Raw genomic sequence first — 25,328 nt, forward strand, 5'->3', positions numbered from 1 at the left:
CAACAACGATTCCGATTCGGCCTATGCCCCTTGTGACTCCTCGGCCGTGAACGTAACTTCGGCGTTCGCCACCGAGGGGGAGGGTGCCGATGAAAATCGTCGACATCACCGTGGACCAGCTCCGGCTGGAGCTGGACCCGCCGTTCGCCGCCGCGTGGGATCCGGTGCCCCGCACCGCGTTCGACGCGACGGTGGTGCGCGTGCACACCGACGCCGGGCTGACCGGCATCGGCTCCGGCGACACCATGGCCGGCTTCGACGCCTACCGCCACCTGTTCCTCGGCACCGACCCGCTGGACATCTCGCGCCACGTGCGCGCCATCGAATCGGCCAACTTCCACGGTGCCAAGTACTGGCCGCTGGAAGCGGCGTTGTGGGACATCATCGGCAAAGCGAGCGGGCAGCCGGTGTCCATGCTGTTCGGCAACGCGGCGAAACGGTTGCGCGCCTACGCTTCCACCGGTGAGCTGAAGACCGCGGAGCAACGCGTCGAAGCCTCGCTGGAAATGGCGAAGACCGGTTTCCGCGCGCTGAAGATCCGGATCGATTCGCGGCGCCTCGACGAAGGCGTCGACGTGGTACGGGCGGTCCGCGAGGCGCTCGGTGACGGGGTGGACCTGATGGTCGACCTGAACCAGTCGTGGCGGATGCCGGGTGACGTCGAACCGGCGATGGACTTCGCGAAGGTGCGCGGGGTGGTTCGCCGCCTCGCCGAGCTCGACGTGTTCTGGGTGGAGGAACCGCTGCCCTACGCCGACGTCGCCGGGTTCAAGGCGCTGCGCTCGACCGGGGTGCGGATCGCCGCCGGTGAAATGCAGTCGTCGATCCCGGAACTGCTGTCCTACCTGGAAGCCGACGCGCTCGACGTGTACCAGATGGACGTGGTGCTGGCGGTCGGCATGCACCGGGCCCGAACGCTCGCCGAACTGGCGCGGCTCAAGCACCGCCAGTTCACCCCGCACAGCTGGACCAACGGCATCGGCGTGCTGGCCAACCTGCACGTGGCCGCCGGGGTGGGCGCCACCCCGTACTTCGAGTTCCCGTACGACCCGCCCGGCTGGACCCCGGCTCGCCGGGACTTCATGCTCGCCCAGCCGCTGATGATCGATGTGGACGGTGATCTGGTGGTACCCGCTTCGCCCGGACTCGGGATCGACCTCGACGAATCCGCCATCGACGCCACCAGGACCGCGTGATGGAACGCCTGTTCGTCGACGGGTCCTTTGTGGACGCCGTCGCCGGGGAGACCTTCACCACCACCGCGCCGAGGGACGGCAGCGCGCTCGCGGAGGTGGCGTCGGGGCACGGCGAGGACGTCGACCTCGCGGTCCGCGCCGCCCGCCGCGCCTTCGAGGACGGCCGCTGGCGGTCGCAGCCACCGGCGGCGCGCAAACGCGTGCTGCTGAAGCTGGCCGACCTGATGCGCGTGAACTCCGAGGAACTGGCGCGCGTGGAGAGCATGGACACCGGCAAGCCGATCGGGGAGGCGAGCCGGGTCGACGTGGCCAAGGCGGCCGACACCTTCACCTGGTACGCCGAGGCGATCGACAAGGTCTACGGCGAGATCGCGCCGACCGGCGGCGACGCGCTCGCGCTGGTCAGCCGCGAGCCGCTGGGCGTGATCGGCGCGGTGGTCCCGTGGAACTACCCGCTGCTGATCACGTCGTGGAAGCTGGCCCCGGCGCTGGCCGCCGGGAACTCCGTGGTGCTCAAGCCCGCCGAGCAGTCGCCGCTGTCCGCGCTGGTGCTGGCCAGGCTGGCCGCCGAGGCCGGTCTGCCGGACGGAGTGCTCAACGTGGTGACCGGGTTCGGCGAGACCGCCGGTCGCGCGCTGGGGCTGCACCCGTCGGTGGACAAGATCGCGTTCACCGGTTCGGCGCCGGTCGGGCGCGCCTTCCTCGGGTACGCGGCGGCGTCCAACGGCAAGCAGATCTCGATCGAGGCGGGCGGCAAGTCACCGCAGCTGGTGCTCGCCGATGTGTCCGATGTGGACAAAGCGGCGGAGTCGATCGCCTGGGGCTTCTGCTACAACGCCGGGCAGACCTGCAACGCGGGGTCGCGGCTGGTGGTGCACTCCTCGATCGCCGCGGACCTGGTGGACGCGGTGCGCAAGGTGCTGGCGGGGTTCACCGTCGGCGATCCGCTGGACCCGGCGACCACCATCGGCCCGGTCATCGACGACACCCAGCTGGCCACCGTGCTCGGTTACCTCGATGTCGGGCAGGAGGAGGCGACGGCCGTGCACGGCGGGCGGCGGCTGCACGAGGAGACCGGTGGCTGGTACGTCGAGCCCGCCGTGCTGGAGGGCGTGCCGAACACCGCCACCGTGGCGCAGGAGGAGATCTTCGGGCCGGTGCTGGTCACCACCACCTTCGACGAGCTGGAGGAGGGCGTGCGGATCGCCAACGAGACGCGGTTCGGCCTGGCCGCCTCGGTGTGGACGGCCGACTTCCGGACCGCGCACCGGGTGGCCGCGCGGCTGCGGGCGGGCACGGTGTGGGTCAACACCTTCGACGCCAGCGACGTGATCACCCCGTTCGGCGGCTTCGGCGAGACCGGCGGCGGGCGGGACAAGTCGCTGCACGCGCTCGACGGGTACACCGGGCTCAAGACGACCTGGTTCGACCTCTCATGAGGACGCGGGTGGAGTTCGGCATCGGCGCCACCGGCGCGCTGCCCGCGGTGCTCGACGAACTCGGGTACCGGCGGGTCTTTGTGGTGACCGACAACGGGTTGCGCGCCACCGGCGTGCTCGGGCGGGTGCTGCGCGTGCTGGAACGCGCCGGGATTCCTTATGGCTGCTACGAAAGCGTGCGCGCGAACCCGTCGGTGTCGATCATCGAGGAGGGCGGGCAGGTGCTGCGGCGGTACGGTCCGGCCGCGGTGCTCGGGGTCGGCGGCGGTTCCGCGCTGGACGCGGCCAAGGCGATCTCGCTGCAGGCGGCCGGGCCGGGGGCGGACGGCCAGCCGGTGATCGCGGTGCCGACCACCGCGGGCACGGGCGCGGAGACCAACGGCTTCGGCGTGTTCGAGGACGCCGGGCGGAAGGTCTACCTGGGACACGAGTCGGTGCGGCCGGTGGCGGTGGTGCTGGACCCGGAGCTGACCGTCGGCCTGCCGCCGCGGGTCACCGCGGTGACCGGGGTGGACGCGCTGGTGCACGGGATCGAATCGCTGTCCTCGCCGCGCGCGGACTCGGAGTCCATCCGGTACGCGGGGCGCGCGATCGCGAAGGTGACGCGGTGGCTGCCGGTGGCCGTGCAGGACGGGGCGAACCTGGAGGCGCGCGCGGGCATGCTGCTCGGCGCGCACCTGGCCGGGCTGGCGCTGACGCGGTCCGGGCTGGGGCTGGTCCACGGATTCGGTCACGCGATCACCGCGCGGCTCGGCATCTCGCACGGGCTGGCGCTGTCGGGCGTGCTGGAGCCGGTCATGCGCTACTCCGCGACCGCGGCGGCGCCCGCGTACGCGCAGGTGGCGCTGGCCGGTGGGTACGACTCGGCCATCGGCATGGCGGGTGAGCTGCTGGACCGGGTGGGGGTGCGGCCGACGCTCGCGCAGCTCGGCGTGACCCGTGACCTGGTGCCGGACCTGGTCGCGGCGGCGCTCGCCGACCCGGTCACCGACAACGCGCCGCTGCGGCCGAGCCCGCCGGAGGCGATCGACCTGCTCGCATCGGCGCTGTAAGGCACTCGGCGGCAGGCGACCATCTAGGATCAGGCGGGGAGATCCGCGGTCGCTTGGAGGTACGCAGTGTCGGAGGAGCCACGCCGGCCGAGGCACGCCGCGCCGGACGAGCCCGGCGGTGGCTGGACCGAGCCGCCCGCCGACGACGACCAGGGCACCGGCTGGCGGTTGTCGCCGGACGTACTCGGCGGCGGTGACCAGGTGGCCGAAGCCGACCGAACGGTCCACCAGCCGAACCGGCGCCCAGCCCAGGAACAACCGACGGTGCAGGACATGCGCCCGGTACAACGCTCGACGCAGGCCCCGGCCGCTTCGTCGGGCACGCCCGCTTCGTCGGGCACTCCCGCTTCGCCGGGCCAGTCGGCTTCGTCGGGCCAGTCCGCCTCGCAAGGCCGGGCCGCTTCGCGCGGCCAGGCGGACTCGCAAGGTGCGCCCGCCTCGCCGGACCAACGCGGCCAGGCCGCTTCGGCGGGCCAGCGCGGCCAGTCGGCGCAGCAGGGGCCGTCGTCCCCACCGCAGGGGCTGCCGGCCCAGGGACCGAGCAGCCAGCCCTTCCCCGCGCAGGGCCGAGCAGGCCAGCAGCAGTCCGGTTACGCGCAGGGCCCATCGAGCCAGCCCGCGCAGCAGGCGGGCCGCGTTCCCCAAGCGGGTCAGCCCCAGGGCGTGCGCCCGGGCCAGGTGCCCCGCCGCCAGCCGCCGTCGCAGCCGCAGGCCGCGGAGGCCCAGCCGACCAGCGTGCTCGCCGCCCCCGCGCCCGCGACCCAGAGCATCACGCCGCCCCCGCCGATGCCCGAGCCGAGCGGCCCGATGCAGCTGCCCGACCCCGGCACCGAGAGCGTGCTCCCGCCCAGCAGCAGCGACGGCATGTCCCCCGGCACCGGCACCGGCCGCGGCACCGGGACCGGCACCGGAACGGGCACCGGCCCGCACACCGGCTCCGGCGCCTTCCCCGGCACCTCCCGCCGCACCGGCTCGCGCACCTCGCGCCGCGGCCGCCTCGGCGCCGGGCTGGTCGACGTCCCGCAGGTGCCCTACCGCGACCCCGCCTCCGCCGTGCTCACCGACCCGATGGTGTCGGAGGAGAAGCGCTTCTGCGGCAACTGCTCGGCCAAGGTCGGCCGCGGCAAGGACGGCCAGCCCGGCTCGCCCGAGGGCGTGTGCGCCAAGTGCGGCAACGCCTTCTCGTTCAAGCCGAAGCTGCGCCCGCACGAGATCGTCGGCGGGCAGTACGAGGTGCTCGGCGCGCTGGCCTACGGTGGCCTCGGCTGGATCTACCTGGCCCAGGACCACAACGTCAGCGACCGCTGGGTCGTCCTCAAAGGACTGATCGACACCGGTGACGCCACCGCGATGGCCGCCGCGGTGAACGAAACCCGGTTCCTCGCCGAGGTCGAGCACCCGAACATCGTCAAGATCTACAACTTCGTGCAGCACCCGGACTCGGTCACCGGCAACTCCGTCGGTTACATCGTGATGGAGTACATCGGCGGTCAGTCGCTGCGGCAGCTCGCCCTGGCCCACCACCGCACCGCGGGCCGCGCCGAGCCGCTGCCGATCGGCCAGGTGATCGCCTACGGGCTGGAGATCCTGCCCGCGATGGGCTATCTGCACAGCCAGAACCTGCTCTACTGCGACCTCAAGCCGGACAACGTGATCCAGACCCACGAGCAGCTCAAGCTGATCGACATGGGCGCGGTCCGGCGGATGGACGACTACGAGAGCCCGCTGTTCTTCACCACCGGGTACAGCGCGCCCGAACTGGCCACGCACGGCGCTTCGGTGGCCTCGGACCTCTACACCGTCGGCCGCACGCTGGCCGTGCTGAGCTTCGAGTTCACCGGCTACACCAACAAGTACAAGTCCACCCTGCCGCCGGTCGACCAGGTGCCGCTGTTCGCGCTCTTCGGTTCGTACCACCGGTTCCTGAAGCGGTCCACGCACGCCGACCCGGACCGCCGGTTCCTCTCCGCCGAGGAGATGGGCGACCAGCTCACCGGTGTGCTGCGCGAGATCATGGCCATGGGCACCGGGAAACCGCGGCCCGGCGCGTCCACCGTGTTCGGCCCGGAGACCCGGTCGTTCGGGGTGGACATGGACGTGCCGGAGGCGGGCCGGCCGGTGCCGCTGCCCAGTCCGGATGACGTGGTCGGCGGGCTGCCGGTGCCGCAGGTCGACACCGACGACCCGGCGGCGGGCGTGCTGGCCACCACCGCCGCGGCCGATCCGCGCGAGGCGATCGAGGCGCTGGTGAACGCGCCGCACAACTCGATCGAGGTGCGACTGCGGATCGTGCGGGCGCGGATCGAGCTGGGCGAACTGGCCGAGGCCAACCGCCAGCTGCAGGCCGCGCAGTACCTGGCGGTCAAGAACGGATTCCCGCACGACTGGCGGATCGACTGGTACCGCGGCCTGATCGAGCTGGCCGGCGGGCGGCCGCGGGTGGCGCAGGTGGCCTTCGACGCGGTCTACGACGAACTGCCCGGTGAGATCGCGCCGAAGCTGGCGCTGGCGATCAGCGCGGAGGCCAACGGCGACCCGTTCGGCGCGTCCCGGTTCTACGAGCTGGTGTGGAAGACCGACCACAGCTACGTCAGCGCCGCGTTCGGCCTGGCGCGGGTGTACCTGGCGCAGGGCGCGCGGGCGGGCGCGATCGAGGTGCTGGAGTCGGTTTCGTCCTCGTCCTCGCACTACATCGCCGCGCAGGTGGCCGCGATCAAGATCAAGACGCGGCCGAACCGGGAGTCCGGTGTGGCCTCGGACCGCGACCTGCTCGACGCCGGCGCTCGCATCGAACGCCTCTCGCTCGACGCGGAACGCCGCACGCGGCTCTCGGCGGAGGTGCTGGAAGCGGCGTACGGCTTCGTGCGCGCGGGCGCCGCGAAGCCGGAGACGCATCGCGGGCTGAAGGTGCTGGGCTGCGAACTGGCTTCGGAGCGGGAACTCCGCTTCGGCCTGGAACGCTGCTACCGCACCCTGGCCCGGCTCGTCAGTACGACGGATCAACGAATCGCCTTGGTGGACAAGGCAAACGCCATCCGCCCACGCACGCTCACCTGAGTGCGGTGAATGTGGCTTTCACTGCGGAATCCGCAGTGAAAGCCACATTCACAGCGCCCGCAGCTCCACGATGGTCACGTCTGGTGGGGCGCCTACCCGTACCGGCGGGCCCCAGAAACCCGCTCCCCGCGTCACGTACAGCTGCGTGTTCCCGTGTTGTGAAAGGCCTGCGACGGCGCCCTGTTGCAGGCTCACCAGCAGCTCGAACGGCGTGATCTGCCCACCGTGCGTGTGCCCTGAAAGCTGCAGGTCCACATCGTGCGCGACGGCGTCCGCGACATCCACCGGCTGGTGTGCCAGCAGCACCACCGCGCGCGAAGGATCGCGACCCTGCAGAGCCTTGCCGACGTCCGCGTCGTCCTGCCACTGGTAGGCCGTCGCGTCGTTGACGCCCGCGAGGTCGAAGGTGCCGCCGTTGTGCGTGATGGGCACGCGTTCGTTGCGCAGCGGGCGGATACCGAGCGTCGGCACGTGGTCGACCCATTCGGTGTACCCCGAGTAGTACTCGTGGTTGCCGGTCACGAAGAACGTGCCGTGCGTGCTTCGCAGCTCCCGCAACGGTTCCGCGGCCTCCGCCAGGTGCTCGACCGTGCCGTCGACCAGGTCGCCGACGATCGCCACCGCGTCCGGGCGCTGTTCGTTGACCAGGTCCACCACGCGCTGCGTGAACGACCGGCCCAGCAGCGGCCCCAGGTGCACGTCGCTGATCAGGGCGATCCGGAACCCCGACGCCCGCGGGTCCAGCCGCCGCAGGGTGATCGGGACCTGGCTCACCGTCGGCCCGCCCATCGCCACGGAAGTGCCGTAGCCGACGATGCCGACCGCGGCCGCACCGGCGATCGCCGCGGTGCCGCGCGCCAGGAACACCCGGCGGCTGACCCCGGCGATCGGCTCCTCCGACTTCGCCCACTTCCGCAGGAACAGCCGCGGCACCTCGAGCACCAGCGTGGCCAGCATCAGGTAGTAGAACAGCGCCAGCCACAGGTACCCGGGCCAGGCGAACCACTGCGCCACCGCCGGATCCGACCGCGTGCCGAAGACGAAGGCGGCGATCATGAACGCCACCAGCAGGATCAGCGCCACCGCCGCCACCCGGCGCACGAGCCCCGGTGACGTGGTGTCGCGCACCAACCGCTTCCAGATGTAGATGTGCAGGAGCGCCAGGCCCCCGCCGACGACGAGCAGGAACATCAGGGGTTGATGTCCCAGTCCCGCTCCGCCGCCCGGCCGCTGGCCTTCAGCCGCTCGACCGACTCCTCACCGGCGTGCTTCGCGAAGTGCTCGAAGCCCACCTGCACGAACAGCCCGCGCGCCCGCAGCGCGATCGGACCGTCCTCGGCGTCGAGGCGGCCGTCCGCGCTGACGTAGATCTTGCGCCCGGCGACGCCGTCGAGCTTGGCTTGGATGAACAACGTCGAGCCGACCGGCACCGGCTTCACGAAGTCGGTCTCCAGCTTCCCGGTCACCGCGGGCCGTCGCAGCAGGTGCCCGACGGTGGCGCCGAGCGCCTCGTCGAACGCGCAGGCCAGCAACCCGCCGTGGGCCAGGCCCGGCGCGCCCTGGTGCGCCTCGGTGACCAGGAACTGCGAGGTCACCGTGCCGCCTTCACCGACGGTCGAGCGCAGCCGCAGCCCGGCGTCCTGCTGGTCGCCGCAGCCGAAGCAGTGCTCGTAGTGCATGCCGAGCTTCGTACCGGCGGGCGGCGCCTGCGGGTGCGGTACCGCGGGCTCGGTCTCCACCGGCGGCCACGGCTGGGGCGACTTGGTCATGCGCCCACGTTAATACGACTACGCGAAGTGGTTGAAAGCGCACTTACTTCGCGGCGGCCGCCCGCCCGCGCCGGGTGATCCGCGAACTGACGATGCCCCGCAGCGACACCCCGGCCGTCTCCGGCAGCAGCAGGATCGGGATCGCCGCGATCGCGCCCGCCGCCATCAGGTAGAACGCCGGCCACAGCGTGTTCCCGGTCGAGTCCACCAGCGAACCGACGATGTAGGGCGCGGTCCCGGCGAACGCCGCGGTGGAGAAGTTGTACCCGATCGAGAACGCGCCGTAGCGGACCTGCGTCGGGAACATCGCGGGCAGCGTCGAGGCCACCACCGACAGGAACAACACCAGGCACAGCCCGAACAGCGCCAGCCCGCCACCGAGCATCAGCGCGTTCACCCCGGTGTCCGTCTTGCTGTTCTCCATCAGCGTGAACGCCGGGATCGGCACCACCAGGAACCCCGCGCAGCAGGTGATCAGGATGGGTTTCCGGCCGATCCTGTCCGACAGCGAGCCGATCGGCACGATCACCGCGAGCATGCCGAGGATCACCGCCATCACGATCAGCAGCGGCGCGTGGCCCTCGAGCTTCAGCACGTCCTTCAGGTACGTCTCGATGTAGCCGAACATCATCCAGTCGCCCACGTTGAGCAGGATGACCAGGCCGATCAGGTGCAGGATCGACTTCCAGTGCTTGCTGAGCAGCTCCTTCAGCGGCGACTTCGAGACCTGCTTGGCCTTCTCGATCTCCTGGAACACCGGGGTGTCCTCGAGCTTGTTCCGCAGGTACAGCCCGACCAGGCCGAGCGGCCCGGCGAGCAGGAACGGGATGCGCCAGCCCCAGTCGGCCATCGCCTCGTTGCCCAGCAGCACGGTCGCCAGCGTCACCGTGCCCGCGCCGAGGAAGAACCCGACCAGCGTGCCGAACTCCAGCCAGCTGCCGAGGAAACCGCGCTTGCGGTCCGGCGCGTACTCGGCGATGAAGGTGGCCGCGCCGCCGTACTCCCCACCGGCGGAGAACCCCTGCAGCGCGCGCAACAGGATCACCAGCACCGCGGCGGCGGGCCCGATGGTCTCCCACGACGGCAGCAGGCCGATCACGAAGGTGGAGCCGGACATCAGGATCACGGTCAGGGCGAGCACCTTCTGCCTGCCCAGCTTGTCGCCGAGCGGGCCGAGCACGACGCTGCCGAACGGCCGGATCACGAACGTCACCGCGAGCAGCGCGAACGTGGCGAGCGCGCCTTCGGAGGTGCTGCCCGCGTTGAAGAAGACCTGGCCGAGGATGGCCGGCATGAAGCCGAAGACCCCGAAGTCGTACCACTCGATGCAATTGCCCATCGCCGAACCGGCGACGGCTTTCCGGATCTGCTTCGGATCCGCTTCCCGCGGCGCCGCGTCCGTGGCGCCGACCGCCTGATCGCTCATTCGTCGACCCTAGAACGGCTGTTGGAAACTTTCTAGCTGGACGCCTTAGTGGACGGTGGGGCCGGGATGTGTGGTTTGGAGCCCGGCGACTGCGGCGGCGCGGAATTCGGCATATCCGCAGGTGAGGAGCTGGACGGCTGGGCGGCCGGGGGTGCGGAGGGCGCGGCGGGCGTGCTTTTCCTGGAGGTTTCGGATGGTTCCGGCGCACCGGTCGGGACGGGCATTTCCGGCATGCTCGACGTCGGTGGTGACGGCGGCGGCGGGGCGATGCTCAATGGGGGTTTCGCGGGCATCACCGGCGCGGGTGGCGCGGGTACAGCGGCATTGCCGGTGAAGAAGACCACCAGCACCGCGACCCCGATCGTGGTGCTCGCGCTCGCCGCGATCGCGAGCCGTTTGCGCAGCCGCCGGATCCGGGTGCCGCGGGCGGCGATCTCGTCGGCACGCAGGCCCAGCGGGGGCCCCTCACCCGCGCCGGTGGTGGCCAGCAGCCGCCGGATCTCCGTCGGGTCGTTCTCGGTCATGTGCTGCCTCCCTTCGACGTGAGCGAGAGTTCGTGGAAGTGCGGGCCGAGCCGGTCGCGCAGGGTGGCCAGGCCGCGGGCGCTCTGGCTCTTCACGTTCCCGGTGGAGCAGCGCAGGGCCGCCGCGGTCTCCTCCACGCTCAGATCGTGCCAAAACCGCAGCACCAGCACGGCGCGTTGCTTCGGCGGCACCGCGGCGAGCGCGCGCAGCACCAGCATGCGCTGCTCGGGGCCGCCCGGTTCGCCCGCCTGCTCCGGCGGGAGGTCGGTGAGCTGCTCTCGACGGCGCCACGGCCGTCGCCGTTCGGCCAGGAAGGTCCGGGTGACGACCTGGCGGGCGTAGGCGTCGAGGCGGTCGTGCCGCTCCAGCTTCGGCCAGGCGAGGTAGAGCTTCAGCAGCGCGGCCTGGGTGATGTCCTCGGCGTGGTGCCAGTCGCCGCAGAGCAGGTAGGCGGTGGACCGCAACTGGTGCGCGCGCTCGCCGAAGAACCGGGCGAACTCGTCGTCGTACGACGAGTCCGGCCCGGTCGACGCGGTCCGGCGCTTCAACGGATCAGCGGTTGTCGCCCGTCGGCCCGGCCGGGATGGCCTTCGGCACACCGGGCGCGGCCGGCTTGGTCGACGGCGGCGCGGGAGCCGCGGACGGCGCCGGCACGGCGGGCTTCGACGAGGACGGCACCGCGGTGGGCGGCGGTCCCGGCTGCTCCGCGGGCGCGGAGGTGGGCGCGGGAGCCGGCGGGATGGTCGGCCGCTCGGACTGGGTGGGCGGGGCCGGCTGGGCGGCCGGCGGCGCCGTGACCGCGGGCGCCGGCTCGGGCGGCGTGGTGCTGGCCAGAGCGGGCACGGTGACGGCCGCACCGGCGGCGAGCAGCAGGGCTCCGGCCCCGAGCACGATTCGAGTACGCAATTCGGCTCCTAGTCAACGGAAGCCGCCGGGGTGCGGCGGCACTTGCACAGTCAGACATGCGCCGCCGCACCTCCCGGGTTGCATCGGATTTTCTAGCTGTTGAGCGCGGACATCTTGAGCCACTGGTCCCAGGAGTAGGTCCAGTCGTGGTAAGCGCCGTCCTTCGGGCCGAGCTGCTGCGTGCTGCCCTCGATCTCGACCGGATCGCCGGTGAGCGCGCTGTCGTAGTACTCCTTGGCGTTCTCCACCGACATGTTCAGGCAGCCGTGGGAGACGTTCTTCCGGCCCTGGTCGCCGACCGACCACGGGGCGGCGTGGGTGAACTCGCCGTTGTTCGAGATGCGCACCGCCCAGTTGACCTTGAAGTTCTCGTAGTCGTAGCGGGCGTTGTTCATGAAGTACGTGTCGTGCTTGCTCATCACCACGTGCGTGCCGCTCTTGGTGACGCGGCCCGGATCGCTGTCCAGCCCGTAGCTGACCGGGTAGTCGGCCACCTGCTGGCCGTCGCGGATCACCTGCATGCGGTGGGTCTGGGTGTTGCCCTTGACGATCTGCGAGCGCCCGATCTTGAACGAGGCGCTGACGTTGTCCTTGCCGTACACGCCGTTCGCCAGCTTCACGCCGTACAGCTTGGCGTTGACCTTCACCTCGGTGTTCGGCTGCCAGTAGCCCTTCGGCCGCCAGTGCACCGCGGTGTCGTTTTCCAGCCAGGCCCAGGATCCCTCGGTCTTCGGCGTGGTCTCCACCGTAAGCGCGCGCTCGACCGCGGCCTTGTCGGTGACCTTCTGGTCGGGGAAGGTCACGCTGATCGGCATCGCGATGCCGTAGGTCTGACCGTCGCCGACGTTGAGCTGGCCGTGCTGCTGGCGCTTCGGCGTCACCGTGGTGAACGCGCCGCCGACCGGCGCCTTCGAGCCGTCGGTGCCGACCGCGGTGCCGCCCCAGGTGTAGGTCTTGCCGTAGCCGAGCGGTTCGGTGGTGGTCCAGCTGCGGTTGTCCGGCGCGGGCTGCCCGGCCACCTGCTTGCCGTCCGGATTGGTCAGCGTGACCTGCTCCAGCGTGCCGTCGGTGACGGTCACCTGTACCGGTTCGCCCGGCGAGACCTCCTTGGCCCCGGCCGCGGGCTGCACCGCGACCTTCGCCGGGCCGGCCGGGGCCGGCTGGCCCCCGTCGGTGCCCGCCGCGTTGTTCCCGGTTTCCCCGGTGCAGGCGCTCAGCCCCAGCGCCGTGATGAGGGCGAGCCCGGCCAGTGCCCGCCGTCGGAAGTGAAGTGTCACTGCGTGTCCCCTTATCGTCCCCTGACGCCCTTCTGACGCCTGGCGGAGCTCAGGCGTTGATCCAGGAAAACGTGATGAGGATCACTTTTCACGCGGCCGCCGGACGCGCTAAGGGGGATCCGCCGGGCGGGCGGATGCTTACAACGTTTCGGTGACTTGGTGCCGCTGTTCTGCCCAAGACTGCTTTGTGGGGTTCAGATTCCGTGAGATCCCGGTACGCTGCCCACAGGCCGTCGTTTTGCGTGTTCGTGGCTTCACACTCGCGGAACTTCTGACGCGGGCCATGAGCCGCTCCAGTGCTCTTCGCTCGACTCGTTGGAACCGCCCGGGACGGCCCGGGTACTGCTCCGGCGGAGGCCCGAAGCGGATCTGTAACGAGGAGTAAGCGGTGGCGCAAGGCACTGTGAAGTGGTTCAACGCTGAAAAGGGCTTTGGCTTCATTGCCCAGGACGGCGGCGAGGGCGACGTGTTCGTGCACTACTCGGAGATCGACGGGCGCGGCTTCCGCACCCTCGAGGAGAACCAGCGGGTGGAGTTCGAGGTGGGCCAGGGCCAGAAGGGCCCGCAGGCTCAGAAGGTGCGCGTCATCTGAGATCGGTCACCTGAAGCAACCGGGCCCCGGCGGAACTTCCGCCGGGGCCCGGTTTCTTTTGGCTTCAGCGCAGGCGTCCGGAGACGGGCTGCTCCCAGTTCTGGTCGAAGGTGAACTGGTCGGTGTGGGCGTCGCTGACGCGGTTGTGGCGGGACTGGGTCTGGTCCTGCGCCGAGGAGGCCTGCGCCTCCCAGGAGAGGCGCTCGAGGACCCACTCCATGGCGAGCGCCTGCGGCGAGGTCTCGCGCTCGGCGGCGAGGTCCTTCAACTGTTCGCTGGCGATGGTGTTCATCCGGATCTGGAAGACCTGGGCCTCACCGAACCGGCGGCCGGTACCCGTGCTCTCCGGGTCGTCCGCGTCGGGGGCGAGCGCGGCGAGGTAGCTGGTCAGCTCGTGGTCGTCGACCGCGGTCTCGGCCTCGCGCGCGGGGCTGTTGCGGTGACGTCCGGGGTTGACCGCCTTGAGGTTCGTCTTGGTGCTCAGGCGTCCAAGTGAGGGAAGAGGCACCCGGACAGGATAACGGTAAGGTTTCGGGTCCGTGTCGAGTGTGGCGCGCGACACACCGTCTGTTGCCACCTTTTCCCCGCAATAGTCCATCCGCGCTAATCCCGATCAAGAAAAACCCACCCTCCGTAATCCCCCCACTCCCCGCCGACACCATTCCCCCCCGGTCTGGGGGACGCGCCCATTGTCCAAAACAATCACCACTGGACAATGTTCAACCGACAGCAAACGATTACCAATGATCCATTAGATGGCGGCCCCGAACCGGGCTGGTAAATCGCCGCTCGACCAGCGCTCGCCCAGGGTGAGGAGCACGCACCGCGGGGGTTTGGGGGCTCGGCCCCCAAGCGGAATGGGGAGCCTGCGAACAGGCCCGAAGGGCCTGGAGCAGCAATGGAGAGGCCCCCGCGCCAGGGGGAGGAACGCGGGGGCCGGAGGGGATCTCCACAGGCGCTGACCGGGGGTGTGTCAGCAAGTCGATTGTTACACGAGTCGGCGGGGTTGGGCGAGTGGTAGACGCGAAAAATCCGGCGGCCGTGTCACTTTTGGTTTGCCCGGCGTTCATTGTGGGCAGTCGGCGGGTGCGTTCGTCATCGTCGCGGAGAGCGAACATCCGGTCATGGGAGGTTCACTCTGCGGGGGGCTGTGGGGGGCAAGGTCCGCTCGCTAGCCTCGCGGCCAAGCTTTACGGAAACCCTGAGGAGGAGCCAATGAGCGGGTCTCTCGAAGTTCGACAGTTCCTCCTTCGCTATGAAGGTGACGCGGGGAACGGCTCGGCGAACGGTGGGGTGCCGGCGCAGCGGTCCGGGCACTCGGACACGCCGAGGATCTCTGATGATCAGGTGCGCCGTGCCAGGCTCGCGGTGGCGCAGGGCGCCACCGGTGTCGACGACTGTGCCGAGCTGCTGGACATGCTGGGGCTGACACCCGACGAGGAAGGGCGATTGCCGGTTCAGCGGTGATCGCCGTGGCCGGCCCATGAGGTCGCGGCGGGAGTAGTGGGGCCCAGGTGCACACCCCCTGGTGGCGCACCTGGGCGCTGGTTCGGAACGTAGTGCCGGTGAGCCTGCTTGGCAATCGATTTCTCACACCATTTTCACGGGCGTGCGTGCGATAACACCGTTATGACTGATTTGAGAGGAGTGCCCGTGGTTCGCTGTCCGTCGCCGAGCCCCGCGGCCCCCTTCGCCCCCTCCGGCGCCTTGTGCGGGCCGGAGCGCGGCAAAAGCGCAGTTCGCAGGCCCTGTCGGGGCTTAAGGGATACCCCCGTGAAACCCGGTTGGGGCGTGCCCTATGCTTATGTTCGCTCCCAGGGACGACCTGAGAGCGCGGTCGGGTCGGTTTACCGAAACCGGCCGGGCTCCCATCGTCCAGCGGCCTAGGACTCCGCCCTTTCAAGGCGGCAACGCGGGTTCGAATCCCGTTGGGAGTACGCAGTACAGTAGTAAACGCAAGGCCCTGTGGCGCAGTTGGTTAGCGCGTCGCCCTGTCACGGCGAAGGTCGCGGGTTCGAGTCCCGTCAGGGTCGCAAGATCGTTCGGCTCCTCGCCGGCGTTCCCGGCCAGGTAGCTCAGTTGGTACGAGCGTCCGCCTGAAAAGCGGAAGGTCGCCGGTTCGACCCCGGCCCTGGCCACCGCTCCACGAACCGTCCTGACTCAGGTCAGGACGGTTTTTTCGTGCCCGGGGGTGGCCTGGCTCACTTGCCGTCGCTTGCCTCGGTTGACCGCCGTTGCCCGCCCGTAGTTGCACGCGGGATGCACGACCCTCCCGGCCGCTTGCTCCGCCCCCGTCACCTTCGTCCCTGCCGTCTCGTGGCTCCGGGCTCGGCGGGTCAAGGGTGGGCTCCGCCCATCGCGCAGCGACGCCGTAGGCGCCCTTGATGCGGCGAGGCTGGTGTACGACGATCCGCGGGGAAGGGGACGCTCGGTGACCCGCGCTCGTCTGCGTGAGTGCTCCGGAGCCAGCGTTGCTCGCCGAGTCGGTGTGGTTCGTCGGGTTGCTCTGGGAGCTGGCGTCACCCGTCTGCGCGCTGCCTGCGGCTGGTGACCCGGCCGCGCCCTGGCGGGCGCACCGGGCGGCCGCTGGGCGGAGCGGAGCGGGAGCCCAGTGTGTCGCGATGGGTGCGCCCGCCGAGGCGTGGCCGGTGTCGGCCAGTCCGCCCGCGCGCCGCCGCTGGCGGCGCGCCTTGATCCCATAGAGCCAAATTCGGCAACTTTAGCGAACAATAGTAAAACTAGGCTCCGCTTTCATCGCCCGCGATTGCGGCAAATACTTCGTTCGCCAGCCAGAGAGTGCCCCCACCTTTGCCGTGCACTCCAAGTTCCGTGAGCCAGCCACGTGATGCCAGGCTGCGAATCAGATTCAAGGCTCCTTGATTGGTTACGCCAAGCTGCTTACGTATTAGTGATGATGTAACTATCGGGTTCATGAATAGTGTCTCTACTACCTCGATGGCACGACTTCGGGTCCCTGCTAGTTCGGCTCTGTATCGCTCACGTAAGCCGAGTAGCTCGCGAGATCGTAGAACTCCGTCGTCTGCTTGGGCGGCAACAGCGGTTAGGAAGAACTGTAGCCATTGTTGAATCTCGCCACGTTCGCGGACCGCCTGCAGTCGGTCGTAATACTCTCGCCTTCGGTTGGCGAAGTAGGGGCTTACGTAGAGCAGTGGTACCGACAGGATCTCCTGCTGACGCAGGAAGAGAAGGACCAGCATCCTTCCAGTGCGGCCGTTGCCATCAACGAACGGGTGTATGGTCAGGAACTGGTAGTGCAACAACGCTGCGCGAATTAGAGCGGGCACTCGGGGTGGGTTCTCTAGGTAGTCTTCCCAGTCGGCCAGTGCTCGATTTAGCGCGTCTCCTACCGGCGGAACAAAAATAGCAGTCTCTGGTCTTTGAGTTGGAGACCCAAGCCAAACTGGGTCCGATCGAATCGATTCTCCAGGTTTAGTTGCTCGGTCAGGCTCCATTAGAATCCTATGGACTTCACATAAGACTTTGACGCTTAGCTGCTCGGAGGCTATTTCGAATCCTCGCTCAAGGGCGTCCACATGAGCCGACACTTCCGCGATATCCCGTTCACGTGTGGGCGTGCGACTGGCTTCCGCTTGGAAGACGTCGGTAAGGCTGGCTTGGGTGCCTTCGATGCGTGCACTGGCCAGGGCTTCGCGGACGGCATAGGGGCGCATCAGCAAGCGTGGCTCGCGGAGCATGCCGCCAACGCCTGAGAGGCGGCCGAGGGCGGCGTCCGCGTTCGACAAGGCGAGCTGAGTCTCGGGGTCAAGGGTGAGGTCGCGTGGTACCGGGGCAGGGTCGAACCACCAGTAGTCACCGTCTTCTTGGTGTCGAGGGTGACCGAAAGTAGTCACTTGGATCTGCTCAGGTTGCACTCTTTCAACTTACAACACTGAGGCCGGTTGTGTTGAGAGAAAGCCGATCGGGTGTATGATGCGTTGCATCGTGAAGGATGGGAAGGTGGGAGCGTTGGGAGCTGTCGTCGCCGTGGTTGTGGACAGCCGCAACGTCTACCACCAGAGCGGAGACGCGATCGGGTTGCGTGCTCTGCCGACTGTGCCGGGCATCCGTGCCGCATTAGTGCCGTATGGATTCGATGTGGCCGCTGTCCATGTAGGGCTTGCTTTGGCGCGCCCTCGGGACAGGGTGAGCCTGGCTCGGTTCCATGCGGACAACGATGCCTACCGGAAGAGCGTTATCACTGATGGTGGTGACCCTTTGCTGGGTGAGTTGCATGTGAAAGCGGCTGGTCGGCCCGAGGAGAAGATGGTCGACTGCGCTTGCTGCGTGCGGATCACGCGGTATGTGGAGGAGATCGCTGCTGGGAAGTCGGCAGTTGAGGGCATCGTTGTCCTGAGCAAGGACATTGATCTCACACCTGCAGTGAACTATGCGATGGAACGCAAGGTGCCAATCACAGTCGCGGCTGTCGATGTCGTGCAGCACCGCGGTCATCCGTATGCCTTGCTCAGTCCTGCGGCCTACGCCACGATGTCGGGAGACGCGAGACTCACCACCGGCCACGAGTACAGGCAACTACTGGCGTGTGCTCTGTTTGACGGTAAGGCTGTCAACTGGACCGTTGGAGGATCACGAAGTCATCCGCGTCTCGAGCATCATTCGGGGATCGTGGGGATCCCGGAGTCCAGCACGGCCCTCCCTGGGCGAGGGCAAGTCGCCTCCCTCTATCCCGTCGACATAGCCTGGGAGGAGCGAGTGCTCGGTTCGTTCCCGGCGTTGATCTGTGGGAATGCACCTCAGACCCAGCCCACATGGTCGACCGCGATCGTGGTCAAGCGTTCGGGTCCCCTGGCGATAGAAATTGATCACGGAGGCGGTGCCCACAAGCGAGTGCCGTTCATGCTGGGTGGGGTACGGCCGGGCGATACTGTGGTGGTGCATCGGGGAGCTGACGGCGTGGACCGCGTTGTGGGTCAGCTACTCAAGGGCAACGCTACGTTCGATCCGGACGTTGTGGAGCCATTGCGTGTTACTTCGCCACTGCCGAGGGGTGGTGCACTGGTAGCGGCAGGAAGCGGAGTGCGTGGACTCCTTACTACCAATCAGTCGTTGGTCGCCGGCCAGAGAGTTCCAGGGATCCAGGTCGACTTGAAGCCGAAGGGACCTGTGTGGGCGGCAGTCGGTACACCACTGCCGTAGACGAAGCAAAGGGGACGGCTAAGCCGTCCCCTTCGATAAGACGGGCCCAAGGTCCCGCAATGAGTCGGCTCTTAGCTTACATATGTCGTCAAGCGACGTCAACGGAGGTGCCGCGTGGTCGACCCTCTCCCTGCTCCGCAGGCCGGGATGACGACGGCACGCTTGCTAGTGGTTCGGAAGACAAGTCAGCAGACTCGCGATGCTTGATGTGTTGGCTGCCGAGCCCGCTTGGGTAAGGCAGCGCTCCTTGGCTGACTTGTTCGTGTAGCCGACGGGTACCGCGCCTGCAGCTCTTGCAGCCTCTACATCCGTTCTCGAGTCCCCGAGCATGATGGTCTGACCTGGAGATTCGCTGAGGAAAGTCAGTGCCTGCTGAACTAGGTAAGGGTTCGGCTTAAGCAGTTCGACCCTGTGGTCGGAGCGAGCGGCGACGAGTTCGATGATCGACTCTACGTCGTAGAGTGCCATGTATGAGCGAATCGCTGTGACACTGTTGTTGCTGACGATGGCCAGTGGGCGATCGGTCTCGTGCCAGGCGTGGATGAGGTCGTGGGCGCCTGGGGTGGGTTCGGCGGTGGCGATGGCTTCGACTTCGAGGGCGGTGAAGGCGGCTTCGACGTAGCGGGCTTCGTCGTCGCCAAGGGTGGCGGCGTAGCGGAAGACGTCGAAGGGGTCGCCGGTGGTGGCGACGGATTCCGGCAGATCGGTGTGACCGCCATCGGCCAAGACCACGCGCAGTTGTTCGGCGACGGCCGGGGCGGGCAGGCCCGCGAAGACGGAGCAGATGGGCCCGTCGAAGTCCAGGAGCAGGGCCTTGGCGTTGGCTAGGAGTTCGCGGGCTTTGGCTTCGTCGCCGGTGGTCACCGCTGGTATTCCTTGGCGACGGTGGTCCACATGCTGGTGAACCACGTCTTTGCCTGGTCGACGTACTGACTGCCCGTCGAGGTGTCGTCGTCGTTGGCGGAGTGGTGGAACAGGATGGCGTCCTTGCCCATCAGGTCGTACATCGCTTGGGTCTCGCCGCCGAAGGTGATGACGTGCTCCCGGACCGGGTAGAAGCCGAAGAAGGCTTCTTCCTCGTTGATCAGGTAGAGCTTGAACAGCGGCGCGGCGGGGTGGACCCGGATTTCCGCGGTGGCTTCCTGGACCAGGCCAAGTCCGGCCAGTTCGGTGACGGAATCGACGATGGCCAGGGTGTGGCGGCGCATGATCTCTTCGGCGCGCTGGCGGAAGCCGGGGCTGTCGGCCTGGTCCTCGACGGTGACCGGCAGGCTCCAGGGCTGGCGCGGGTCGGGCAGCAGCAGGCGCACATGGATCGACTCGGGGCGCAGCCGGCCGATTCGGATCTTGTCCAGCGGTTCGGCCATCGCTCCGTGCAGAGTCTCGCCGGAGAACCCGGCGAAGTCGATCGTGACGTGCTGGGCCTCGAAGGCGCGTTCGATGTGCGGGCGCAGGCCAACGGGGCGTTCGGTGCGCTCTCGGACGAAGACGCCGCTGCCCTGTCGAGAGACGATCAGCCCTTCTTCGCGCAGCTCGCGCAGGGCGTTCTGCACGGTCATCGGGGCGACGTTGTAGGTCTTGGCCAGCTCGTTCCGCGACGGCAGCTTGTCCCCGGCGGTGAACTTGCGGGTGAGGATGGCCGCTCGCAGGGCGTTGGCCACCTGCACATATGGCGGACGCGGGTCGTCTGGATCCAGCGCCATCAGGCATTCCTCTCTCGCTTCTCAACCTCGCACGTGCGTGCTTTCGTGAACCGAAGTGCGCACATCGAGGTGCGCACGTGCGCATGTCAAGGGTATCTGCCTTGTCTAGGCCAGCTAGCGAGCTAGGCCGATCACTGCTTGATTGACTTGTCTAGCCAGGCTAGGTAGCCTGGCAGGGTCAGCCACGTTAGACAGCACCGAATGGGGTGCCCGGCCTAGGAGCAATCACAGATGGCAGTAGCACGCGGAACGCGTTTCGAAATCGACCATGACCAGGTGTTTCCCGAGGGTGCCGCGATCGTCGGCCCGGTGACTCCGGACATGGAGTACGTCTCCAACGAGGACAAGGCCCGCGGCAAACAGCCCAAGCAGAAGATCGACGAGCAGACCGGCCTGCCGCAGTGGAAGGTCACGGTGACCGACCCCTCGGCCGAGAAGGACCGCGACAAGTCCGCCACGGTGACCTTGCTCGACCGGGTGCAGCCGGTTCCGCCTGCGGCGGCGATCGCGGGCTTCGACTTCCGTCCGGTCGTGTTCGAGGGCCTGACCGTGGAGGCCCGCGTCATGGGCGAGAAGTTCAAGTACCAGGGCTGGGTCTTGCGCGCCTCCGGGATGCGGGAGCCCAAGTCGGCCACTCCGGCGAAGTCCTCGACGGCGAAGACCAGCGGTCCGAACGAGCAGAAGACGGCTGCGTGATGGTCAAGCGGCCGTCGCGTGAGGCGGTCGCTCGGTGGAACACCGCGTATGCCGAGCAGACCGCCGCACTGTTCGCCGCGATGCGCTCCGAGGTGGGTGACGTGGCGGCGGTGCGGCGGTTGGCGCTGGCGTACCACGTGGTGGCGGAGTCCTGGCGTGTGCTGTCGGCCGATCTGGCAGCACCGCTGTGGGCTCGTCACGCGGCATCTGTTGCCGCTGAGGAATTCGAACGGCGGGCGCGGGTCGAGAACCTGCGCGCCGACTCAGCCCAGAACTAGGGAGCAAGGCGGATGGTGTCGCACGAACGGATCGCGACCTGGGAACAGGCGTACCGGGAGTTCACGGCGGCTTCTGCGGTCGCGGCCCGCACCAACAACCACAGCGGTCAGGCCCTCGCGGACCTGGCCGCCGCCTCGGCGTCGGTCGCCACGGCCTGGCGGGAAATCCGCGGTGAGCACCGCTTCCCGTGGTGGCTCTCGGCCGCGCTGGAGTCGGCGGCGCAGGCGTTCGACGCGCAGGCAATCGACTGCGAACGCGCAGCACAGGAAGGCGAACTCAGCCATGGCGTTCAACGCGACGTGGTTCCCGGGCCCGGAAGCGGTCGCGGGGATGCAACAGCTTGGTTCAGCACAGGAGCTGGCGGCCCTGGTGATCTACCTCGACCCCGACAGCTTGGCGATCATGCCCCCGACCGACCCGGCGGAGTGGCCCCGCTTCATTGGCCTCCTGCGCCAGCTCCGCGACGGAGCGGCGGAACTCGCTGACCACCTCGCCCGCTCCGGCGGCGAATAGATCCACATAGGACAAACAACGCGCGCTGGTCGTGCGGCGTACAAGCACGCCCAGATGCGGAAATTTCCCTACATAGCGCGCAGAACCGGAACTCTGGCTACCAACCTTCGCCGGTCCTGCGCTGCTCACAACCTCACGGAAGTGAACAATGACAACGCTAGACGATGGCAACTGTCGCACACCAGAGGGGATTACCCATCTCACCCGAATTGCCGTGGTGGGCGGTGATTTCCGATGAACCACAACGGTTCCCGATGGATCGACCCGGCGCCGCTGGAAGTCGCCCGTCCCCGACTGCCCTGGTGGACCCTGCTTCCCCGCTGGGTCAAGGTCGTCCTGTCGCCGGTCATTCTCGCGTGGCTGATCTGCTGGACCACGTACCAGGTCGGCCGCATCCTGTGGCGCTACCCGCTGACCATGGGCGTCGCTCTGCTCGCTGGATGGCTGGACGCCGCACTCGGTCACCTCGGCCTGCTCTGGGTGCTCACCGGAGTGGCGGCCGTGCTGGCGCTGTGGTGGTGGCGCGCTCGCTCCTCCTTCCAGCGCTTCGCCTTGCCGCAGGCCCGGACCGAGTATCGGCGGGTCGCCATTTATGCCGGCCACTGGCGAACCGTCATGCGGCTGTCCGACCTGGTGAAGACCAGCCGTGGCCGCGAGTACCGGCCCACACTCGGCTTGGTCCGCTCCGAGGGCTGGCGGGACCGGGTGCGGGTTCGCATGGTCAAGGGCCAGGCTCCGGAACAGTGGGAGCTGCGCGCCTCCGGCCTGGCGCACTCCTTCCGCGCCACCTCGTGCCGAGTCCGCGTCCGCAAGCCCGGTCGGCTCGAACTCGACTTCGTGCACCGGGACCCGCTCGCCCGTGCCATCCCGGCCCCGCCGCTGGCCGCCGAGGAATCCGCGGTGGACCTCAAGCGCGTGACCGTAGGGCGACAGGAGAACGGCAAGCCCTGGCGCCTGCCCCTCCAGGGAACCCACGTGCTCGGCGTCGGCGTCACCGGTGCGGGCAAGGGCTCGCTCGCCTGGGCTGTGGCCTGGGCGCTGGCTCCCGCGCTGCGCTCGGGCGCGGTTCGTATGTACGGCATCGACCCCAAGGGCGGGATGGAACTCGGCCAGGCCCCGGAGGTCTTCCGCTCGGTCGTGTTCAACAACGGCGAAGAGGCCGTGAGCCTGCTCGAAGAGATCGCGGCCGAGGTCAAGCAGCGTGCCGAGCGGTACCGGGGCTTCCTGCGCTCGTGGAACCCGAACACCGGTGACCCCTTCCTCCTGGTGGTCATCGACGAGTTGGCGGACCTGCTCGCGTACCAGCCGGACAAGAACCTGCGGGAGCGAGCGAACCGGGCTGTTCAGACGATCACCAGCCAGGGCCGCGCGCCCGGTGTCTGCGTGCTCGGGCTGGTCCAGGACCCGCGCAAGGAGATCGTCGCCTTCCGACACCTGTTCTCCACCCGGATCGCGCTGCGCCTGGACGAGAAAGCGCAGGTGGACATGGTCCTTGGCGACGGTGTGCGCGAACGCGGCGCGGCGGCTCACGAGATCTCCGAGCACACGCCCGGTGTTGCCTGGGGCAAGGAAGACGGCAAGCGTGAACCGTTCCGCGCTCGGGCCTTCCACATCACCGACCACGACCTGATTGAGCTGGTCGAGTACGTCACCGGCGTGCCCGTCCGGCGTGCTGACGTGCTGCCCTTCCCGGCCCGCAACGACTCGGACGGGGGTGCGGTGGCGTGAACGTGATCCCGTTCCTTGATGCCGTCCAGGACCACCTCGGGCGTCATGATCTGCCGTCTCCGGCCATGGTCACTGTGGACTCCTGGTCCCGGCCGGTGACCGTGCAACTCTGCGAAGTCGGCCTCACGCGGACGTGCGCGGCGCTGGTCACCTGGGCGGACACGCTCGCCGAGGTCTCCGCGTCGTTGTGGCGCACGCCCTCGGGCGACTCGGTGCACCTCGACGTGACCGGCCGCGTGCCTGCGGGCGTCCCGATCCGGGTCTATGACGCGGTGCCCTTCGACGCGGTGTCCTTTCCGGACCTGCCACCGGACACCCGGCAGGACCTTGCCGTGTCGCTGCTGCGCAGGTGGGCACGCGGCGGGGAGGTGGCCGCTTGATGAGCACCCGTGCCGAGCGGATGCGGCTGCCGCTGTCCGCCGACGTCATGAAGGCCACCGCCGAGAAGCACGGCGTGTGCGTCCGGCCGTTCACCATGGAAGCCGGAGACCTCGACACCGGGGAACTCCGGTACGTCGCCGTGCCCTGCGGGTCCACTGTGGAATCCGTCTGCGCGCCCTGCGCCAAGAAGGCCAAGGCGCTGCGGATGGCCCAGTGCCGCGAAGGCTGGCACCTCACCGAGGAACCCGACTTCACGCCGGACCCGCCGAGCAAGGAACAAACCGAACTCATGGAACTCCGCGCGGACCTCGTGCAGGAGTACCGCAAGACCATGGCCGAGGGAGAGGAGGCAGAAGCCGAGGAACTGCGCGAAGAGATCCGCTCCGTCGACGACGAACTTCGGCAACTCGGCATGCGCGGCCGTCTGCCGTCGCCGGACCTGCCGGAGAACAAGCCGGTGAAGCGGTCCACCAAGCGGCGACAGGACGCGCCCAACCTGCCCCGGCAGAAGGTCGCCAAGACCACGCTCGGGCGGGAGTTCGCGGGCAAGTTCCGGCCGTCCATGTTCGTCACGCTGACCTGTGACACCTACGGGCGCGTGCGGGAGGACGGGGCGCCGGTCGATCCGGCCAGTTACGACTACCGGCGGGCCGCTCGCGACGCGGTGCACTTCTCCGCGCTGGTGGACCGATGGTGGCAGAACCTCCGGCGCTGCGTCGGCTGGGACGTGCAGTACTTCGCGACGGTCGAGCCGCAGAAGCGGACCGCGCCACACTTACACGCCGCGCTCCGCGGTTCGATCCCGCACGACGTCGTCCGGCAGGTCACGGCGGCCACCTACCACCAGGTGTGGTGGCCCAACCATGACCAACTCGTCTACGACGGCGACCGGCTCCCAGTCTGGGACCCCCGGACGCGGGCCTTCCTCGACCCGGAGACCCGGACTCCGCTGACGCCGTGGGATGAAGCCGTGGAAGCGGTCGAGGAACCGGCCCACGTGGTGACCTTCGGCCGTCAAGTGCACTCCAAGGGCATCCTCGGCGGCTCGGAGGAAGCCGGACGGCACATCGGGTACCTGACCAAATACCTCACTAAGGCCACCGGCGAAGTGGTCGAAGCAACGACGGCAAGCCAGCGGGACCACCATGACCGGCTTCACGCTGAGCTGGCCATCACCCCGTGTTCGCCTCGGTGCGCGGTCTGGCTGCTCTACGGCGTCCAGCCGCAGGGCGCGGGCTCCCGCACGATCCCCGGGCACTGCAAGGGACGGGCTCACCGGCGGACCACGCTCGGCCTGCCCGGTCGTCGCGTGCTTGTCTCCCGGAAGTGGTCGGGCAAGTCGCTCGCCGACCACAAGGCGGACCGGAAAGCGTTCGTTCACCAGGCGTTGGCCGCAGCCGGCATAAGTCGGCCCGCCGAAGAACCGGCACGGCTGGTCTGGCGCAAGGTCCAGTCCGGAGACCCGCACGTTCCGCCCCGGGCTCACCTGCTCATGCATGCCATCTCGGAGCGCATCTCCTGGCGGGCCGAGTACGACCGGGCGCTACTCGCGGCGCAGGGACCACCAGGTGATCCAGAAACTTCGGCAACTCCGCAAGCGGCCTGACCTGGG

Annotated in this window: 24 protein-coding genes and 3 tRNA genes; 16 read left to right on the plus strand and 11 right to left on the minus strand. The window is 68.7% G+C overall.

Annotated features, from left to right (window positions below; translation table 11 throughout):
- Window positions 1-89: 89 nt before the first annotated feature.
- From JYK18_RS14050 to JYK18_RS14065, 4 genes are all read left to right on the plus strand, one after another.
- The gene (locus JYK18_RS14050; RefSeq protein WP_206802498.1) at window positions 90-1,196 is read left to right on the plus strand and encodes a mandelate racemase/muconate lactonizing enzyme family protein; all 1,107 of its coding nucleotides are present in this window, start codon (window positions 90-92) and stop codon (window positions 1,194-1,196) included.
- The gene (locus JYK18_RS14055) at window positions 1,196-2,635 is read left to right on the plus strand and encodes an aldehyde dehydrogenase (protein WP_206802499.1); all 1,440 of its coding nucleotides are present in this window, start codon (window positions 1,196-1,198) and stop codon (window positions 2,633-2,635) included. Before JYK18_RS14050 ends, JYK18_RS14055 begins: the two co-directional genes overlap by 1 nt.
- Window positions 2,632-3,687, plus strand: coding sequence for an iron-containing alcohol dehydrogenase family protein (locus tag JYK18_RS14060; protein WP_206802500.1), 1,056 nt, complete (start codon window positions 2,632-2,634; stop codon window positions 3,685-3,687). The genes JYK18_RS14055 and JYK18_RS14060 overlap by 4 nt, the downstream gene beginning before the upstream one ends.
- Before the next feature lie 66 nt (window positions 3,688-3,753).
- Window positions 3,754-6,744: a tetratricopeptide repeat protein gene (locus tag JYK18_RS14065; RefSeq protein ID WP_307795903.1), complete on the plus strand. Its 2,991-nt coding sequence runs from the start codon at window positions 3,754-3,756 to the stop codon at window positions 6,742-6,744.
- Between the two features lie 48 nt (window positions 6,745-6,792).
- Here the strand turns inward: JYK18_RS14065 and JYK18_RS14070 are convergent, their stop codons facing one another.
- From JYK18_RS14070 to JYK18_RS14100, 7 genes are all read right to left on the minus strand, one after another.
- On the minus strand, window positions 6,793-7,935 hold the full coding sequence (locus JYK18_RS14070) for a metallophosphoesterase (protein ID WP_206802501.1): 1,143 nt from the start codon (window positions 7,933-7,935) through the stop codon (window positions 6,793-6,795).
- Window positions 7,935-8,513, minus strand: a complete 579-nt coding sequence (locus JYK18_RS14075) for a PaaI family thioesterase (RefSeq protein ID WP_206802502.1) — start codon at window positions 8,511-8,513, stop codon at window positions 7,935-7,937. Before JYK18_RS14075 ends, JYK18_RS14070 begins: the two co-directional genes overlap by 1 nt.
- A gap of 43 nt (window positions 8,514-8,556) precedes the next feature.
- A complete protein-coding gene (locus JYK18_RS14080; RefSeq protein ID WP_206802503.1) occupies window positions 8,557-9,939 on the minus strand; it encodes an MFS transporter in 1,383 nt (460 codons plus the stop codon).
- A gap of 32 nt (window positions 9,940-9,971) precedes the next feature.
- Window positions 9,972-10,463: a hypothetical protein gene (locus JYK18_RS14085; protein ID WP_206802504.1), complete on the minus strand. Its 492-nt coding sequence runs from the start codon at window positions 10,461-10,463 to the stop codon at window positions 9,972-9,974.
- Window positions 10,460-11,011 (minus strand): SigE family RNA polymerase sigma factor, encoded by a 552-nt coding sequence (locus JYK18_RS14090; RefSeq protein ID WP_206802505.1) that lies wholly within the window; start codon window positions 11,009-11,011, stop codon window positions 10,460-10,462. The genes JYK18_RS14085 and JYK18_RS14090 overlap by 4 nt, the downstream gene beginning before the upstream one ends.
- 4 nt (window positions 11,012-11,015) lie before the next feature.
- Entirely contained in the window at window positions 11,016-11,369 is a 354-nt protein-coding gene (locus tag JYK18_RS14095) for a hypothetical protein (RefSeq protein WP_206802506.1), read from the minus strand.
- 92 nt (window positions 11,370-11,461) lie between these two features.
- Window positions 11,462-12,646: an Ig-like domain-containing protein gene (locus JYK18_RS14100; RefSeq protein WP_206802507.1), complete on the minus strand. Its 1,185-nt coding sequence runs from the start codon at window positions 12,644-12,646 to the stop codon at window positions 11,462-11,464.
- Between the two features lie 388 nt (window positions 12,647-13,034).
- Between JYK18_RS14100 and JYK18_RS14105 the strand changes: the two genes are divergently transcribed.
- Window positions 13,035-13,238, plus strand: a complete 204-nt coding sequence (locus tag JYK18_RS14105) for a cold-shock protein (RefSeq protein ID WP_027941311.1) — start codon at window positions 13,035-13,037, stop codon at window positions 13,236-13,238.
- Window positions 13,239-13,302: 64 nt separating this feature from the next.
- On the opposite strand, the gene JYK18_RS14110 is transcribed toward JYK18_RS14105, so the two are convergent.
- On the minus strand, window positions 13,303-13,746 hold the full coding sequence (locus tag JYK18_RS14110; protein WP_206802508.1) for a hypothetical protein: 444 nt from the start codon (window positions 13,744-13,746) through the stop codon (window positions 13,303-13,305).
- Window positions 13,747-14,453: 707 nt separating this feature from the next.
- On the opposite strand from JYK18_RS14110, the gene JYK18_RS14115 reads away from it, so the two are divergent.
- The 4 genes from JYK18_RS14115 to JYK18_RS14130 all read left to right on the plus strand — a co-directional run bounded on the left by JYK18_RS14115 (window position 14,454) and on the right by JYK18_RS14130 (window position 15,376).
- Window positions 14,454-14,705, plus strand: coding sequence for a hypothetical protein (locus JYK18_RS14115; RefSeq protein ID WP_206802509.1), 252 nt, complete (start codon window positions 14,454-14,456; stop codon window positions 14,703-14,705).
- 397 nt (window positions 14,706-15,102) lie between these two features.
- Window positions 15,103-15,175, plus strand: a tRNA-Glu gene (locus JYK18_RS14120).
- Window positions 15,176-15,197: 22 nt separating this feature from the next.
- Window positions 15,198-15,271, plus strand: a tRNA-Asp gene (locus tag JYK18_RS14125).
- A gap of 31 nt (window positions 15,272-15,302) precedes the next feature.
- A tRNA-Phe gene (locus JYK18_RS14130) sits at window positions 15,303-15,376 on the plus strand.
- 600 nt (window positions 15,377-15,976) lie between these two features.
- Here JYK18_RS14130 and JYK18_RS14135 read toward each other — a convergent pair.
- Window positions 15,977-17,131, minus strand: coding sequence for a Fic family protein (locus tag JYK18_RS14135; RefSeq protein WP_206802510.1), 1,155 nt, complete (start codon window positions 17,129-17,131; stop codon window positions 15,977-15,979).
- A gap of 70 nt (window positions 17,132-17,201) precedes the next feature.
- On the opposite strand from JYK18_RS14135, the gene JYK18_RS14140 reads away from it, so the two are divergent.
- Entirely contained in the window at window positions 17,202-18,416 is a 1,215-nt protein-coding gene (locus JYK18_RS14140) for a hypothetical protein (protein ID WP_206802511.1), read from the plus strand.
- A 165-nt stretch (window positions 18,417-18,581) separates the two neighbouring features.
- On the opposite strand, the gene JYK18_RS47515 is transcribed toward JYK18_RS14140, so the two are convergent.
- Window positions 18,582-19,280, minus strand: a complete 699-nt coding sequence (locus tag JYK18_RS47515) for an HAD family hydrolase (protein ID WP_206802512.1) — start codon at window positions 19,278-19,280, stop codon at window positions 18,582-18,584.
- Entirely contained in the window at window positions 19,277-20,119 is an 843-nt protein-coding gene (locus JYK18_RS14150; RefSeq protein WP_206802513.1) for a GntR family transcriptional regulator, read from the minus strand. The genes JYK18_RS47515 and JYK18_RS14150 overlap by 4 nt, the downstream gene beginning before the upstream one ends.
- Before the next feature lie 276 nt (window positions 20,120-20,395).
- Here JYK18_RS14150 and JYK18_RS14155 point away from each other — a divergent pair, with 276 nt between their 5' ends.
- The 6 genes from JYK18_RS14155 (at window position 20,396) to JYK18_RS14180 (ending at window position 25,322) form a co-directional block, all read left to right on the plus strand.
- A complete protein-coding gene (locus JYK18_RS14155; RefSeq protein ID WP_307795904.1) occupies window positions 20,396-20,815 on the plus strand; it encodes a hypothetical protein in 420 nt (139 codons plus the stop codon).
- Complete coding sequence (locus JYK18_RS14160; RefSeq protein WP_206804230.1) at window positions 20,815-21,093, plus strand: hypothetical protein; 279 nt, start codon at window positions 20,815-20,817, stop codon at window positions 21,091-21,093. Before JYK18_RS14155 ends, JYK18_RS14160 begins: the two co-directional genes overlap by 1 nt.
- 283 nt (window positions 21,094-21,376) lie before the next feature.
- Window positions 21,377-21,607: a hypothetical protein gene (locus tag JYK18_RS14165; RefSeq protein WP_206802515.1), complete on the plus strand. Its 231-nt coding sequence runs from the start codon at window positions 21,377-21,379 to the stop codon at window positions 21,605-21,607.
- Between the two features lie 234 nt (window positions 21,608-21,841).
- Entirely contained in the window at window positions 21,842-23,335 is a 1,494-nt protein-coding gene (locus tag JYK18_RS14170) for an FtsK/SpoIIIE domain-containing protein (RefSeq protein WP_242579107.1), read from the plus strand.
- Entirely contained in the window at window positions 23,332-23,715 is a 384-nt protein-coding gene (locus tag JYK18_RS14175; RefSeq protein WP_206802516.1) for a hypothetical protein, read from the plus strand. Before JYK18_RS14170 ends, JYK18_RS14175 begins: the two co-directional genes overlap by 4 nt.
- On the plus strand, window positions 23,715-25,322 hold the full coding sequence (locus tag JYK18_RS14180; RefSeq protein WP_242579109.1) for a replication initiator: 1,608 nt from the start codon (window positions 23,715-23,717) through the stop codon (window positions 25,320-25,322). The genes JYK18_RS14175 and JYK18_RS14180 overlap by 1 nt, the downstream gene beginning before the upstream one ends.
- The last annotated feature ends 6 nt before the right edge of the window (window positions 25,323-25,328 follow it).

It is taken from the genome of Amycolatopsis sp. 195334CR (genome assembly GCF_017309385.1).
Taxonomy (GTDB): domain Bacteria; phylum Actinomycetota; class Actinomycetes; order Mycobacteriales; family Pseudonocardiaceae; genus Amycolatopsis.